The sequence below is a fragment of the Sporosarcina contaminans genome, from assembly GCF_042679045.1.
GTDB classification, from domain to species: Bacteria; Bacillota; Bacilli; order Bacillales_A; family Planococcaceae; genus Sporosarcina; species Sporosarcina contaminans.
Map to the genome: position 1 here is coordinate 1 of NZ_JBHTLT010000103.1, position 15,713 is coordinate 15,713.

General features: G+C 40.3%; 17 protein-coding genes. 6 read left to right on the top strand and 11 right to left on the bottom strand.

Annotated features, from left to right (window positions below):
• Positions 1-190 precede the first annotated feature (190 nt).
• Positions 191-847, bottom strand: a complete 657-nt coding sequence (locus ACFQ38_RS12685; RefSeq protein WP_381481282.1) for a reverse transcriptase-like protein — start codon at positions 845-847, stop codon at positions 191-193.
• 144 nt (positions 848-991) lie between these two features.
• On the opposite strand from ACFQ38_RS12685, the gene ACFQ38_RS12690 reads away from it, so the two are divergent.
• Positions 992-1,663 carry an HAD family hydrolase gene (locus ACFQ38_RS12690; protein WP_336822242.1) on the top strand — a complete coding sequence of 224 codons (672 nt, stop codon included), beginning with the start codon at positions 992-994 and terminating at the stop codon, positions 1,661-1,663.
• Complete coding sequence (locus tag ACFQ38_RS12695; RefSeq protein WP_336822241.1) at positions 1,660-2,049, top strand: group-specific protein; 390 nt, start codon at positions 1,660-1,662, stop codon at positions 2,047-2,049. The genes ACFQ38_RS12690 and ACFQ38_RS12695 overlap by 4 nt, the downstream gene beginning before the upstream one ends.
• An 85-nt stretch (positions 2,050-2,134) precedes the next feature.
• On the opposite strand, the gene ACFQ38_RS12700 is transcribed toward ACFQ38_RS12695, so the two are convergent.
• Positions 2,135-2,614, bottom strand: a complete 480-nt coding sequence (locus ACFQ38_RS12700; RefSeq protein WP_381481285.1) for a DUF6530 family protein — start codon at positions 2,612-2,614, stop codon at positions 2,135-2,137.
• Between the two features lie 350 nt (positions 2,615-2,964).
• On the opposite strand from ACFQ38_RS12700, the gene ACFQ38_RS12705 reads away from it, so the two are divergent.
• A complete protein-coding gene (locus tag ACFQ38_RS12705; protein ID WP_381481307.1) occupies positions 2,965-4,143 on the top strand; it encodes a chromate transporter in 1,179 nt (392 codons plus the stop codon).
• Between the two features lie 144 nt (positions 4,144-4,287).
• Here the strand turns inward: ACFQ38_RS12705 and ACFQ38_RS12710 are convergent, their stop codons facing one another.
• Together ACFQ38_RS12710 and ACFQ38_RS12715 are read right to left on the bottom strand one after the other, a co-directional pair.
• Entirely contained in the window at positions 4,288-4,713 is a 426-nt protein-coding gene (locus tag ACFQ38_RS12710) for a VOC family protein (protein ID WP_381481287.1), read from the bottom strand.
• Positions 4,714-5,122: 409 nt separating this feature from the next.
• Entirely contained in the window at positions 5,123-6,094 is a 972-nt protein-coding gene (locus ACFQ38_RS12715; protein ID WP_381481290.1) for a quinone oxidoreductase family protein, read from the bottom strand.
• A gap of 232 nt (positions 6,095-6,326) precedes the next feature.
• On the opposite strand from ACFQ38_RS12715, the gene ACFQ38_RS12720 reads away from it, so the two are divergent.
• Positions 6,327-7,520 carry a DHH family phosphoesterase gene (locus tag ACFQ38_RS12720; RefSeq protein WP_381481292.1) on the top strand — a complete coding sequence of 398 codons (1,194 nt, stop codon included), beginning with the start codon at positions 6,327-6,329 and terminating at the stop codon, positions 7,518-7,520.
• A gap of 246 nt (positions 7,521-7,766) precedes the next feature.
• Here the strand turns inward: ACFQ38_RS12720 and corA are convergent, their stop codons facing one another.
• Positions 7,767-8,729 carry a magnesium/cobalt transporter CorA gene (gene corA, locus ACFQ38_RS12725; protein WP_381481294.1) on the bottom strand — a complete coding sequence of 321 codons (963 nt, stop codon included), beginning with the start codon at positions 8,727-8,729 and terminating at the stop codon, positions 7,767-7,769.
• A 127-nt stretch (positions 8,730-8,856) separates the two neighbouring features.
• Here corA and ACFQ38_RS12730 point away from each other — a divergent pair, with 127 nt between their 5' ends.
• Positions 8,857-9,036 carry an H-type small acid-soluble spore protein gene (locus tag ACFQ38_RS12730; protein ID WP_381481296.1) on the top strand — a complete coding sequence of 60 codons (180 nt, stop codon included), beginning with the start codon at positions 8,857-8,859 and terminating at the stop codon, positions 9,034-9,036.
• A 110-nt stretch (positions 9,037-9,146) separates the two neighbouring features.
• Here the strand turns inward: ACFQ38_RS12730 and ACFQ38_RS12735 are convergent, their stop codons facing one another.
• From ACFQ38_RS12735 to ACFQ38_RS12760, 6 genes are all read right to left on the bottom strand, one after another.
• Positions 9,147-9,986 carry an ABC transporter ATP-binding protein gene (locus ACFQ38_RS12735; protein ID WP_381481298.1) on the bottom strand — a complete coding sequence of 280 codons (840 nt, stop codon included), beginning with the start codon at positions 9,984-9,986 and terminating at the stop codon, positions 9,147-9,149.
• A gap of 32 nt (positions 9,987-10,018) precedes the next feature.
• Positions 10,019-11,065, bottom strand: coding sequence for a FecCD family ABC transporter permease (locus ACFQ38_RS12740; protein ID WP_381481300.1), 1,047 nt, complete (start codon positions 11,063-11,065; stop codon positions 10,019-10,021).
• A gap of 47 nt (positions 11,066-11,112) precedes the next feature.
• Positions 11,113-12,159, bottom strand: coding sequence for a FecCD family ABC transporter permease (locus ACFQ38_RS12745; RefSeq protein WP_381481309.1), 1,047 nt, complete (start codon positions 12,157-12,159; stop codon positions 11,113-11,115).
• A gap of 11 nt (positions 12,160-12,170) precedes the next feature.
• Positions 12,171-13,175: an iron-siderophore ABC transporter substrate-binding protein gene (locus ACFQ38_RS12750; RefSeq protein WP_381481303.1), complete on the bottom strand. Its 1,005-nt coding sequence runs from the start codon at positions 13,173-13,175 to the stop codon at positions 12,171-12,173.
• 354 nt (positions 13,176-13,529) lie between these two features.
• The gene (locus tag ACFQ38_RS12755) at positions 13,530-14,291 is read right to left on the bottom strand and encodes a DeoR/GlpR family DNA-binding transcription regulator (protein WP_381481305.1); all 762 of its coding nucleotides are present in this window, start codon (positions 14,289-14,291) and stop codon (positions 13,530-13,532) included.
• Positions 14,292-14,515: 224 nt separating this feature from the next.
• Positions 14,516-14,959 (bottom strand): NUDIX hydrolase, encoded by a 444-nt coding sequence (locus ACFQ38_RS12760; protein WP_336822230.1) that lies wholly within the window; start codon positions 14,957-14,959, stop codon positions 14,516-14,518.
• 311 nt (positions 14,960-15,270) lie between these two features.
• Between ACFQ38_RS12760 and ACFQ38_RS12765 the strand changes: the two genes are divergently transcribed.
• A complete protein-coding gene (locus tag ACFQ38_RS12765) occupies positions 15,271-15,543 on the top strand; it encodes a phospholipase (protein WP_336822229.1) in 273 nt (90 codons plus the stop codon).
• Positions 15,544-15,713 lie beyond the last annotated feature (170 nt).

Sequence of the window (15,713 nt, forward strand, 5' to 3'; positions counted from 1 at the left end):
CCACCTGTTCTATTTTAGGGACTTATTGGACAGCCCCTTTCATCTTGTTCCTTCTATTAACAATTCCCTATATAACCCTCGATTTTTTTTTCAATTTGCTGTTTAGAATAGCCTTGACGCAATATCATATTTTCAACTTACTAACATGCAAATAGACCGGTTCGTCCGTTCTCTTCTAATGGTTATAAGCTTATTCTCTCTCACTAATCGCCATTATGTCGATTCCTTTAAGCGCCTGTGCAGCAAGACGATCCGCTTCCATATTCGCTTTGCGCGCCACCAACTCATATTCCGGCCTGATGCCAAGAGCTTTCAGCTTTCCTACGATTCGATCCGCCCAAGAGTACAAATGCTGTTCAATCACAGGCCACTCTTCGCTTAAATGATTTATGACAACTCTTGAATCCCCTTTGAACATGACAGGAAGATGATGTACATTCAAAAAATCTAACTCCTGCACAGCCAAATGGAGTGCTGCATATTCCGCTTCATTGTTTGACACCAATTCTGAAACCAATGCGTTTCTCCTCAAACGGTATGATTTCCCGTTTTGCTCATAATAGATGACGCATCCTAAGCCCGCAGTCTTTGACGATACATCAAACCCGCCGTCAAAATAAACAGTAATATTATGAGGCTCCGTATCAATTTCCTTCAAATAATTTTGCAATTCTTTCACTGTCCATGGAGTTCCGGCTTGATCGATGAATGTCACAGCTTTCAAACGCCCAGTCCTTTTTAAATCCTCCGCAATCATGACTGCTTGCACTGCTTCCATTTCATCTGAACGAAAAGTCGTTTCCAACGCCTTCGATGATTTATAAATCCATTCAAGTTTACCTTTCATGCTGCACCCTCCTCACCCTATCTTCTCTCACATAGTTACAAACATGCACTTTACTGGCTCGTTTATCTCTTTCCACATAAGGATCCCCTTCACACTACTTCTCTATGCTAAACTTTTGATAGTAGTTGAAAGGAGAGAGGACCGATGAAGTCAGTAATTTTTGATATGGACGGCACTTTATTTCAAACAGATACGATTTTAGAGCTTTCACTTCATGATGCATTTGAAAATCTTCGTTCTTTACATCAATGGAACGGGGCAACGCCAATTGAGGAATACCGAGAAATTATGGGCGTTCCATTGCCGAAAGTGTGGGAAGCTCTATTGCCAAATCATTCTCTATCAATAAGGGAACAAACAGATGCCTATTTTTTACAACGCTTAATTGAAAATATATATCATGGACGAGGTGCACTGTATCCGAACGTAAAGGAACTATTCGAATACCTTAAGGGAAATGGATGGTCCATCTTCATCGCCAGTAATGGTTTAACAGCCTATTTAGAAGCAATTGTAGACCATTATCATTTGGAGCAATGGGTAACAGAAACGTTTAGTATTGAGCAGATTGATACGTTAAATAAAGGGGATTTAGTGAAAACGATCATAGAGAAATACGGCATTACAAAAGGAGCTGTCGTAGGAGATCGCCTTTCTGATATTAACGCTGCAAAAGATAATGGCTTAATAGCGATCGGATGCCATTTTGACTTTGCAAAAGAAGTTGAACTAGCGCACGCTGACTATGTTATTAAGGACTTGTTGGAGCTAAAAACATTATTAAAGAAATCCAGAAGTAAGGGGATCCGGTCATGAAATTTTATATCGCTTCGTGTTTTGCAAACATCGAAAACGTCACCATGCTTTCCAATGCGCTAAAGTCAAAAGGGCATATCCATACATACGATTGGACAAAAAATGGTCGGGCATATTCCTTTGAGCTTCTTTCGAAAATTGGAGAAGAAGAAAAAATGGCGGTGAAAGACTCCGATTTTCTTGTACTTTTACTTCCGGCAGGAAAAGGAAGTCATATAGAGTTTGGAATGGCCTTATCGCTTGGAAAAAGAATTTATCTCTACTCGCCTACAAATGAACTATTCGATTTTGATAAAACAAGCACATTTTATCATGTAGAAGGTGTCGATAAGTTCGTTGGAACACTTGATTCCTTCCAGGAATACATAATTGAATGTGAAAAATGACATATTTTACGACAATCAAAAACCTAACATGCATACAGCATTTGCTTGTTTGCATGTTAGGTTTTTTCGTTCCTTTTAAAATTGATTAATAACCCATTTCTTTCAACACTCGCGATAGCGTGCGAAGCCGTTCGCCAATTAGCTCTCCATCGTCACTTAGCGCTTGGTTGAACAATTGGATATCTTCATCGATTCTTTCATTATCTGTACAAACAGATACTGTCATTGCATCTCCTTGTAGCCCGACTCTGTCAATGACTGGGTTTTCGGGATCATACAATTTTTCATGGCGATAAGCATCTTGAAAGTACAGCTTCGTTCTGCAAACCATAATGGCAAGATCTAATACCCGATGAAGGGGCAGTTCCTCCGATTGCCTCGACCATTTTCCTCCCGTATGTCTCCATACTTTCGCCGATACATCGACTTTTCCTCGATCATTCCACTGTGCTAATCCTAACGATATGCCTTTCGCATCCGTATCATAAGCATATCTTCCATCAACGTTTTCATAGTTCTCTGACACAATGACCGGCTTATGCTTTAAATTTGTAGGTATTTTCATTTGTATCGACCTTTCTTTTACTAAATTAGTAATTTAGTAAATTACTACGTAAATTTTATTGCTTAGTAATTGATTTGTCAATACGAAATAAAAATAAGCATTATGAGTAGTATTAATCTGCTATAGAGAACTAAAAAAACCCAAAACTCTCCATCAATTAGCAGAGCTGATGGAACTCCATTTTTGTTAACTCTCTGTAAACTTCGTTAAAATTCAGTAAAGAGTATTGACTATGCTATGCGTGTTTGGTACCTTTCATGTTTAAGCTTCCATTATTTCTAAAAATCTATTATGAAAGGAATAGAATGGTGGATACAGAAAATGATGCGAATAAACAAAAAGTAAGTACAATGAAAACGTTACTTGAAATATTCGTTGTTTCAACAAGGCTTGGTCTAACTTCTTTCGGGGGGCCAGTAGCACATTTAGGCTATTTCCATGAAGAGTATGTCCGCAGGAGAAAGTGGATGGATGAACAAGCATATGCAGACTTAGTTGCACTGTGCCAATTTTTACCCGGCCCTGCAAGCAGCCAGGTCGGTATTGGTATAGGGGTAATGCGTGCAGGTGCCATAGGAGGCATTTTAGCATTTATCGGTTTTACGTTTCCTTCCGTCATTGCGTTACTGTTTTTCGCTTCCTTTCTACATATTTTTGATGTAAGCAGAGCTGGTTGGTTACACGGTTTAAAGTTAGTAGCCGTAGCAATCGTTGCCCATGCCATAATGGGGATGGCAAAAAACTTAACACCTGATTTACAGCGTAGAACGATAGCAGTATTCGCAATGGTGTTCACTTTATTATTACAAACAACCTATACACAAATTGGTGTCATCTTACTGTCCGGTTTAATCGGCTACTTGATCTATCGGCAAGAAGAAACCGTTCAAGAGGATTTGAAGGCTGCTGTACGCTTCCCTCTTTCACGGAAATTCGCAACGATTTCTTTATGTTTGTTTTTCGGTTTACTTGTTGTTCTGCCTATCATAAAAGAGTTAACCGCATCCAACTATATTACGTTGTTTGATAGTTTCTATCGATCAGGGTCACTCGTATTTGGCGGTGGTCATGTTGTTTTGCCATTGTTAGAACGGGAATTTGTCCCGACTGGATGGTTAAGCGAGGAGCAATTTCTTGCAGGTTATGGTGCAACCCAGGCAGTACCCGGACCTCTCTTTACATTCGCTGCTTACATAGGGGCAGTTGCCTATGGCTGGCAAGGAGGTCTGATTGCAACGATTGCCGTTTTTTTACCTGCTATCTTGCTCGTTTTTGGAACGCTTCCTTTCTACGATGCTTTACGGCGCAATCCAAAAATAAAAAGCATTTTTATGGGGATCAACGCAGCTGTCGTCGGGATATTGATTGCAGCATTTTACAACCCGGTTTGGACAAGCTCTATATTTGCTCCTATTGATTTTGCCATAGCTTCTATTTTATTTTTCCTGCTTGCATATTGGAAGCTGCCGCCTTGGATAATCGTAATAGCTGGGGCAATGGGGGGCACTTTACAGTCATTATTTATGTAAGTCCCGACTACTCATTTCGATTTCAAATGCATTTAAAAACATCCTTCACCATTTCTCTGAAGGATGTTTTTATTATTTGACGTCTGGTAACCATTTTTTCATTCATACGATACCTTACGTATATTGCTCTCTTCTTTTTCAGTTTTACTCCTTGCCTTCCGTAAAAATTTGGAAGGTCACACCAAACTTATCTTTTACAATGCCGTAAGCAGGGCTGAAAAAAGTATCTTGCAATGGCATTTTTACATCGCCATCTTGTTGCAACGCTTCAAAAATAGCAGTTGATTGTGCAGCATCGTCTGTAGTAATGCAAATTGTAACTTGATCTCCTGCTTGCACGGTACTTCCCGGGAAGTTATCTGAAAACATCATACCCGTTTCTCCGACTTGAATCATTGCATGTGAAACAAGCCCTTTTGCTTCTTCTGGCAACGGAAATTCAGGGTTTTCTGGCATCTCACCAAAAGTTTGCTTAAAGAGCAGCTTTGCATTCAATGCTTTTTCATAAAACTCAATTGCCTCACTTGCATTTCCATTCATCATTAAATACGGCGTCAATCGTAATGACATTTCCAACAGCTCCTTCGTGATTCGTTTTTGATTGCATTTTCATGTCAACACTTTCACTTTGATGAAATCCGCTATTTGAAGTTGCATTTTCATTTTACTCTGCCGAACATACATTCGTCAACAAAAAGATAATAAAAGGTTTTTTACTGTAACGAAGCATGGTTAGTATACTTTTAAAAGGTTAAAGAAATGAAGTATGAAACTGTGACGAGTATGTGGAACCCGTTTTAACCATTACAGCTTCGGCAATAATACTTGCAAATAAACACGGCATCTTCAATAAAATTCTAAACGAACTGTTTCAAATTAGAATTGAAATTGTATAAAGCTCCTTGAAGGGAACATCCTTTTCTCAGCTATGCCCCAACCGCTTACAAGACATTCCTGTAAGTTTAAACTGAAAAAAAGCTTATTCTTCTACTTTCAATAACACTTTCCCTTTATAACTGCGGCTTTCGATCAATTGATGTGCCGCTGCTGCTTCGCTCAACTCAAAAACTTTGGCGATCGGCAGAGATACTTGATTGGCATCAAAAAGTTGAATGACTTTTTCTGCAATAGGCTTGATTCTTGCAGGATCATGCTTTCTCGTTGTTCCTAAACTAAATCCTTTTATATTTCTGCAGCTACTATGTACATCACTTGTTTTTATGGTTCCAACCTTCCCGCTACTATTGCCGAATTGGACGAGTGTTCCAAACAAAGCAAGACATTGTAGACTTTTTCCTGTCACCTCCCCAGCAACAGAGTCAAAAATAATATTCGCACCTTTATCGTTTGTATGGATGAAAACTTGTTCCACAAATGTTTCATACGTGCAAACAATATCAGCTCCCAAGCCTTTCACATAATCCGCTTTCTCCAAATTGCCTACTGTTCCAATTACCCTTTGAACACCAAATAGCTTTGATAATTGTATAAGCATCGAACCAACTCCGCCAGCAGCACTATGGATGACTATCGTATCTGTTTTTCTGATTTGTCCGATTTCATGCAAAAGCAAATAAGAAAGTATAGAAACGGTCGGTATAGCAGCTGCCCGTTCAAATGAAAGGCTGTCGGGTATTTTGAAAATTAATTGTTCATTTGCGACAACATATTGGGCATAGGAACCCTCTTTTGGAAAGGCAATGACACGATCTCCCACCGAAAATCGTGAATCTGTTCCCGCTTCAACAATTGTTCCTGCCATATCTAAACCTAAGATAAGCGGAAAATTCCCTTTTCCTTTATCTCCGTTCCGCGCTTTAATATCGGCATAATTAACACTCGCATACGCAACTTGAATTAAGCATTCCCCCTCCCCTATAGTCGGCATTTCAACATCCGAATACAAAAGAACATTTGCATTGCCATATTCATGTTGGACAATCGCCTTCATCCCGCATCTTCCTTTCCCGCATTTACTTTCACTTTACCACTCATCCATTTATAAAGAAAATTGCTTTCAATTATAAAACTCAATAAGTTCTTCCAAACTCTTAGATGCAACCGTTTTAACCTACTTCTCGTAAGTAAGAGGGATAGATGCTTTTTTCATTCCCTTTTACACCTAAATATGGATGACTGTCACCTACGTAATTTGACTATACTGTCGTTCGAGGAGTGAGGTTATGTATAAATTGCTATCCCATAATGATTTGGATGGGGTTGGATGTGGTGTTTTAGCGAAGATTGCATTCGGAAAGAATGTCAAAGTGCGCTATAACTCCATCTCTACACTTGATCGAGAAGTAGAATGGTTTTTAGAGAATGAAGATAAAGAAACATTTTTGTTTATTACAGATTTATCGGTGAATGAGGATAATGAGAAAAGGATTGATCAGTTTTATCAAAATGGCGGAAAGGTGCAATTGCTTGATCATCATAAGACAGCGTTGCACTTCAATCAATATGACTGGGGACATGTCGTAGTAGAGGACGATGAAGGACATTTAACTTCAGCAACTTCCCTTTTTTATGACTATCTTATTAGTAGACAACTCATGGAACCGTCAAAACCTGTTGCTGAATTTGTTGAACTCGTCAGGCAGTATGACACTTGGGAATGGGAGAAAAATGATAATCATCATGCACAACGGCTAAATGCGCTCTTTTTTCTGCTGACAATTGAAGAGTTTGAAGAAAAAATGATCCATCGGCTTACGTCTGTTGAACATTTTGATTTCGACGAGTTTGAAAAGAAAATCTTAGATATGGAAGAGGATAAAATCGAACGGTATATTCGGCGGAAAAGACGTGAACTCGTCCAGACGCAGGCAGGCGGCTATTTTGCCGGAATCGTATATGCAGAATCCTACCATTCAGAGCTTGGCAATGAACTTGGAAAAGAATATCCGCATCTTGATTATATTGCAATCCTCAATATTGGTGGAAAGCGGATCGGCTTCCGGACCGTCCATGATCATATTGATGTATCTGAAGTTGCTGGACAATTTGGTGGGGGAGGACATGCCAAAGCATCTGGTTGTTCATTAAACGAGGAAGCCTTTAAGCTGTTTGTAACGGACACATTCCACTTAGAGCCTTTAAAGGAAGATGCACGGCGAAACCGTTATAATTTGAAGCGATCTGCATTCGGAACGCTGTATGAAAATCGAATGGAGCAACATTTTTTCCTATATCCAGCAAACGATCAGGTTTGGGAAGTTACTGAAAATAACATGAAAATCGAAAAAACTTTTAAAAGCTTTGAAGAAGGTGAAAGTTATCTTAAAAGAACCTATGAAGCATGGCTCGTTCGGGACGATGTTTTCGTCAATTATTTAATGGAGCAAATAAAGGCTTTAAAGGAAACAAACGGATAGGACAAATTCGAAAAGTGCCAGCCAATTGGTATGTGGCACTTTTTTCTGTTAAAATAAGGATTTTTTATGCTTCATTTAAAAGTTGTTATGCGTCTTTTGGGCAATGTTTGCGATTTTTTAATGGATTATGCGTCGTTGACGGTCGTTATGCGTTGGATGGATGTGATTATGAGTTGTTGTATGATTATATGCGTGTTTAAAGTAAGTTTTCATGACCCGGTTAAAAGAGAGATCCTGAATGTTTTATTACGTCTTATTGATCCGAAACCATCCTTTATACGTAAACCAAGCGATCATTGCAATCCCAATAATGAGCATCACGGCAAGAACGATTGGATAGCCGTACCGTAAATGAAGTTCAGGCATACGATCGAAATTCATCCCGTATACACCTGCGATAAACGTCAATGGAATAAAGATAGAGGAAATGATCGTCAACGTCATCATAACACTATTCATTTGGTTAGAATTGATGGACAGTTGGCTATCCCGGATATCGGAAGTCAACTGTCGATTCGATTCAATCATTTCACTTAATCGAATGAGATGATCGTAAATATCCGAAAAATACATTTGTTCATGAGGAATGAAACTTAACCTTTTCGACTCTAACATCCTGTACAGCAGTTCTCTCATCGGGAAAATGGTCCTTCGCAATCGCAATAAATCGCCGCGCACTTCAAAGACATAATCCATAGATAATTGAACAGTAGTCGGCGATAATTTCTCCTCGATTTCATCCAGATGGTCTTCGATATTATAAAGGATTGGAAAGTATTGATCGACAATTTGATCTAAGATTTCATACGTGACATGAACATGCCCCCGCTCCCATTTATTTGAAGTTTGCATAATCATTTCTCTTGCCTTATCGATTTCCTGTAAATGCGTGTAATGGAAGGAGACGACAAAATGATCGCCTAAAAAAAGATTCAATTCTTCTGCATTCAAATCTTCATGGCAAATAGAATGCAATGAAAAGAAGGTATAGCCTTCGTAATGATCCAATTTGGGACGCTGTATACGCTCAAAACAATCTTCCAATGAAAGCGGATGGAAGTTAAATAAAGAATAAAGCAATTCCGCCTCTTCCGCGTCAGGTTGATCGAAATCAACCCAATACCATTGCCAAGCGATCTCGAAAATTTCATCTATCGGAAAGTCGTAAATAAATTCATCTTCCTTCGTGAGCCCCATAGTTCGAATCATGTGTCACACCCTCCCATTAAACTGCTCGTATTCACCACTCCTATGAAGTATCATATCCATTTTCCATTCACATACTACATTTTGCCGTAAGAAGGCGAATATCGACATGTAAAATGGGAGGTTTGCTATGGAAAGCCAACGTGCACGTCAAATCGTATCGTCGCCGGATGAGATTGAGGTAAGCTATAATGGAGTTTCTGTGTGGATTGATAAAATTCATGATGATGACCGAACTGCGACTGTCCATCTTCGCCAGGCTATGGAGGAAAGATCAGAAGTTGCAATTTCGGAATTGAAGGAGCACTAATGACGTTTGAAGCTGTCCAGAAATTTTCCGGACAGCTTCAACTCTTTATCGTTATAAATTTTATTCTATGATACTTCATGGGGAGTCAATTTTATCATGCGTTTCCCCCTTCAGAAGCTTGTCCGTTCCTTGCCTAACGGAATGACAAGTGGAGTATGGGAAACCGGGTCCTCGATGACGATACATTTCAAACCAAACACTTCCTCCACTAATTGTGCTGTAACAACTTCCTTTGGATTGCCTTGTGCGATAATACGCCCTTCTTTCATAGCAATGATATGAGTTGCATACCTCGCTGCATGGTTTAAATCATGCAATACAGCAACAATTGTATTTCCTTGCTCATTCAAGTCTGTAAATAATTCAAGTAACTCAATTTGATGGGCAATATCAAGATATGTTGTTGGTTCGTCAAGCAATAGCAATGGCGTTTGCTGGGCAAGCACCATTGCAACCCAAACCCGCTGTCTCTGGCCGCCTGAAAGCTCATCTACGAAACGATGTGATAGCTCAATCGTATTTGTCAGCTCCATTGCATCTAAAACTGCTTTTTCATCGTCATCATTCCATTGTCTCATCAAACTCTGGTGGGGGAAACGCCCATGAGCGATTAAGTTCGCTACTGTAATGCCTTCAGGAGCTGTTGAAGTTTGTGGAAGCAAGCCAAGTTTACGCGCGACTTCCTTAGATTTATATATGGCAATTTTCTTACCATCTAAAAGCACTTCACCTTTTGAAGGCTTAATCAATTTAGACAAAGTACGAAGCAATGTCGATTTTCCACATGCATTCGGACCGACAATCGCTGTAAAGGAGCCGTGAGGAATTTTGACAGATAAGTTTTCAGATATTATCCGATCATCGTATTTTATCGTAATATTTTCTGTCCATAGACGAGTATCTATCGTTGGATTATTCTCGCCTATATTTGCTGAATTGGGCAGTGTCATACATTTTCAACTTCTTTCAAACAGGATTTCGTTTATCGCGTTGTTCGTGCTTGATGGAATAATAACCAAATTAAATATACTCCACCTACTGATAACGTCACGACCCCAACTGGAAAAATGTTGCCTGTCACAATGCGCTGTGCCGTAACGTCTGCTCCTAATAAAAGAAAAGCCCCCATTGCCGCAGTCGGGAATAAACTTTCTGTAGATTTCGTAAGCCGGATTGCGATTTGCGGAGCAACGAGTGCAACGAAACTAATCGGACCCATGACCGCTGTTGGTGCGGCTGTCAATGCGACCGCTATAACGATGAGCAAAACTTGATCTTTCTCCATTCGGACACCGTGAGATTTAGCAGCATCTTCTCCTAATTGCATTTCACGCATCGTCCGATTCATAATCCATGCAGCTATGAGCAATAAAATGACCACTATCATCGGTAAAATTGCTTGCTCAAAGCTTATGCCATTTAACGATCCTACTCCCCATGCCGCTGCAGTAAGTGCGACTTCTGCATCGCTTTTTAACAGCAACATTGAATTCAAGCTCCCTAACATTGCTGAAATCGCAATGCCGACAATTATGAGTCGAAATCCTTGAGTACCTTTTCTAAAGGCAAACAAATAAATAATGATAGCCGTTGTAAAACCACCAGTTAACGCCCCTGCTGCAACCCCTATGTACGTTGTTGATCCTGCGACGAGCATGGCGACTAACGCTCCGGTGTAAGAGCCCGATGTGAAACCGATAATATCAGGGGACCCTAATGGATTTCGTGTAATCGATTGAAAGATTGCTCCGCTTATAGCTAACCCCGCACCAAAAATAATAGCAGACAATATACGCGGCAGGCGCCATTCTACTACAACAGTATGCGTCATCCCAGTCGCCTGACCAAATAATGCCGAAAAAACTTCTTGGACGCTTAGCTGCATAGTTCCTGCCATTAAAGCAAATAGCGCAACAGCTATTGTTAAGAAAACTATAATTGCTGTAACGATTAAACTTTTGACATCAATGCGCAGATTTAGCGGTCTAAGCCGCACATAGCGTCTGCCAAAATTAATAGGGCGAATCATTTATATGCCTTCCTCCTTTCAAACCGATACCGCAAGACATGTCATCATTATAATCCGCTTACTTTTTTTCTCCGAACGAGCACTAATAATATCGGCGCACCGATGAATCCCGTTATGATTCCGACAGGAACCTCTGCAGGTGCCAAGATGACCCTCCCAATGATATCGGACAGAATGAGCAATATTGGCGCTGCTATAAGAGAATACAAAAAGATCCAAGGCTGATCGGGTCCGATGAACCATCGCACGATATGCGGCACCATCAGTCCAATAAAACCGATAGGCCCAGCCAAAGCAGTTGCCCCGCCAGCTAAAAAAGTAATAGCGAGTAAACTAATCGTTCGGATTACTCCTACATTTACTCCTAAAGATGAAGCACGGTCATCACCATAAGCGATCGCATTTAACGATGGCGCCGCTACAAAGGATAGCAGCACTCCAATGATCAGAATCGGCAATACAGACCAAAGATCATCCAAGCTTCTCTTTGCTAAAGTTCCCAAGTTCCAATTGAGCATTCGTGTAAAAGCTCCGCTATTCATGATCGTCAAGGCAGTAGTAAATCCACTTAAAGCAGCTCCAATCGCTACTCCCGCAAGTGTGATTTGCACAGGCGTCGGTGGTTTTTTACCGGCTCCTCCGCTAATGACATAGACTGCAATTGTTGCAATCAATGCACCAACAAGAGCAAACCATAAATAACTGGACATCGTTGTGACTGAAAATACTCCAACCGCCAATGCAACAGCAAAAGCAGCCCCAGCATTCACACCAAGAATGCCGGGGTCAGCCAAAGGATTCCGCGTTAACGCTTGAATTAACGCACCCGCCAGTCCAAATGCCGGACCGACAGCAAGAGCAATCACAGTTCGCGGAATACGGGAATTTTGAACGATCGCATGATCATAGCGATCTGTCGGGGCAAACAGTGCTTCCCAAACAGCTTCAATTGGTAACGGTTTTGCACCGATCATTAGGCTAAAAAACGCCGTTGCAGCCAACAATATGAGTAATATGATGAAGCCTATAATACGTCGCAGCCTTGTAGCGGCAATTGTGTTTTTAGGATTTTTTTCATTTGGCCGCTTTCCCACAATCAATTTGCTCACTCCCCGCCTTTTAACACTTCCTTAAGCTTCGGTGTCAGATTATCAATCGTCCAAAGTAAAGCTGGCACGGTTCCCATTGAAAATGCATTTGCAGTATCAGCATCAAGAATTATTGATCTCCCGTCAGCAACGGAAGAAACCTTTTGGAACAATTTATTGTTTGCAATCTCTTTCGGATCAACCCAAATCGGCATAATAACAGTCAAATCCGCATCTAACAACTGTAGCTGCTCATCGGCAACTTTAATGTAAAAATTGCCTTGATCAAGCGCTTCGATTTCATCCTTCGTTTTAAAGCCTAAGTTGGTAGCAAAATCAACACGTGCATCGCCTTTTATATATGCACCGAACCCATTGGCGTCATATGCACCGACAACGATTGTCTTGTCAGCAAATTCGGGATTTTCTGCTGACGCTTTTTCAAATGCTGTCTCTACTTCTTTCAGTAGTTCTTCCCCTTTTTCCACTTTTCCAAGTGCTTTTGCAATCATTCGAACTTGATCTTCCATAGAAGTTAAATAGCTATCTCCACCTTCGGGAACGCCAACTGTGGTCGCAATTTCCGAAAGACGTTTATACCGTTCTTCATCACCCGATGATTTCACATCAAGAATTAAGTCCGGTTTCAATGCAGCAATTTGCTCATAATCCAATTCCATTGTACCAATCATCGTTGGCGAGTTCTTATAAGCATCTTTTAACCAAGGTCCGACGCCGTCTCCTCCAAGTGCAAGCCAGTCACTTGCTCCAACAGGCTCCACCCCAAGACTCAGCGCAGTCTCTGCATCTCCCCAACCAAGAGCTACAACCCGCTTTGGCTGCTCAGTAATCATTACTTCTCCAAATTTTGTATCAATTACGGTCTCATGTTCCTCATTATTCGCTTTATTCGTATCATCCGTCTGTTCTTCTTGTTTTGACGAGCATCCGACTAGCATGAATATTAGGACTGCTGTCATTAACACTGCTATTCGTTTTAATATTCCAAGACGCTTATTCATTTATGACTACTCCTTTTATTATGATCTGTTCTGCGCATGTGAAAATATGTCTTTTTTTACATCCTAACTAAAATTTTGAAGCCTCACTGTCTTCCTTTCATAATATAAAGATCCCCTTTTTTATTTAGTACAATTCAAGCAAAGTAGTAATAAGTTAATTGAGGATGATTCTCATTATCATTTTTACTATAATTGATGCTTCATTTGCTGTCAATCGGAATTGTAAGCAAAGAGGATTGCATAGAAACCTATTTTCCCCATTACGTAGAAGCTGCAAATTTTCAATTCTCCACGCAATAGAAAAAGCTGTACAGAGAACTATTGAAACCAAATTCTCTAAACAGCTTCGTTTTTTTATTTCGCTATTATAATATCCACTCCAAGTGACTTGATGGGATCCATTTTGTCCTGTGGCGTTTCTTCATCCGTAATAATTATATTCAACTTTTCAACAGGATACATTCTACTAAACATATCAGTTCCAAACTTTGAATGCTCCACTAGGGCCACAATCTTATTAGAGTTGTCATAAATCGTCCTATGGAAAAGCGCTACTTCTGGAGTTGCTGTACTTAATCCTTTTTCTGATAGGCCGCCAGCAGTCGCAAAACATACATCAAATGTAAAATGGCGTGCAAACTCCTTGGCAATTGCATCCGTAATATTGCCTGAATTTTTCACGTAACCACCGATGAGGTAGGTTTGAATATTTTCTATTCCTCGCAAATGGTACGCTATTTCTACGGAATTGGTCACAACTGTATATTGTATATCACGCGGTAAATACTTCATCATAACATAATGAGTCGATGCACCGCCGATAAATACCGTTTCCCCTTCTTGAATATACGTAATTGCTTCTTTTGCAATCGCATTCTGATACTGATTGCCATCACCATAGCGAATAGAAGGCGGTTGAGGCATCGCCCTTACATGGCTAATTGGAATTGCTCCCCCATGCGTCCTCTTCAGTAGCCCCTGCTCTTCCATAATCGACAAATCACGGCGAATCGAATCAATCGACAATGCAAACTCTTCTGCAAGATTCTTCGCTAATACACGACCTTCTCGCTCAAGCAATTCCAATATTTTTCCCCTTCGCTCTTCTGTAAACATTTTACCCTTCCTCCCTATATTTTTTATGTTTGCTGTTTTTCCTGTTTATTTACGTTTCATCTCCTTTTCCATTCGGTTATATTCCTATGATTGCGTTTTTATTCTGTTTTGTCAACTGCAATATTCTTTTTTATTCATGTTTTTGCCGTTTTATTCAAAAATAAAAGCCTCTACTATTTACGGTAGAGGCTCCGAGCATAGAGCGAATCGATTATTTTGATCGTTTAAACACTTTGAAAGCGTATAGTTTCACGCTTCTTCTCTGCAAGTCGAATGCTTTCTTTCAAATAATCGGGTGCATTCGGGTGATTAAATACTTGCTGAGCTGTCATCCAACTTACCGCTTCCACTTCATCGGTACTTTTAACCTTTGCGATTCCTGATTCATATTCACATAGAAATACAACATCAACGACATGCTCTCCTGTATCTGCCACGAATGATGTACTATGAATATATTGTAAACGCTCCTTCACTTTTACATCCACTTCTTCAAAAATTTCACGTATGACCGTTCTTTCCAATATATTTGATGAATTGCCTTCAAGCTCAACTTTTCCTCCGACAAGAGAAAGCAAACCACCCGCATGTTCCTCTTGTTTGCTACGTTCAATAATTAGCCATTGATCATCTCTGCATATAGCACCCTCTACATTGACTATAAACATCCTCCACAGCCCCCTAAAAAATAATTATTCTAATCAAAATCGTAAATAGACCAGTTTGTTGACAAACGCTCGCATACTGCGTTGAGGCCAGCAGGACACTGGTCATACAGCCGTTGCCACAGGACGTGACGTTCTTAGGTTGCCTTACTTGGCAAGCGTTTTCAAGCTAAGATAGGCAAACAGCGATCCGATCTCCTACCTAAAACTTTAAAAAGACAGTAATACAAACGGCTACTTGTACAAACTATAGAAGATTATTAAGAATATTATATACTATAAACTTTTTGATTCCACTCAGGGAGGTGTGCGCAATGATCAGGGGGAGAAAAGGTTTTTGCCTATTTCCAGGCTACAACTGGTGCGGTCCTAAGTGCAGCGGCCCAGGTGCACCTATAAATGACGTAGATGCCGCTTGCAGAGCGCATGACATTTGTTATGCTACTGGCAGGAATCGGTGCGAATGCGATCGGGAATTTCTACGAGCTCTCCATTCCAAAATCGATCCATTTACAGAAAAGGGAAGAAATGCTCGATTGATGTACAGATATATGAAAATGCAAAGCTTCTTTCGATGCAAGTTTTAAATGTACCGAGAGAAACATATAAGAAAAAACCAAGACATTCAACGGGTTTAAATCGTCGATGTCTTGGGGCTGTCCAGAAAGTCAGTGTAAACTGATTTTCTGTGATAGTCCCTTTCTGGTTGGAGAATAAATGGGGAACCCCTGACAACCGTCGCTTTCCGTTCCAGGCG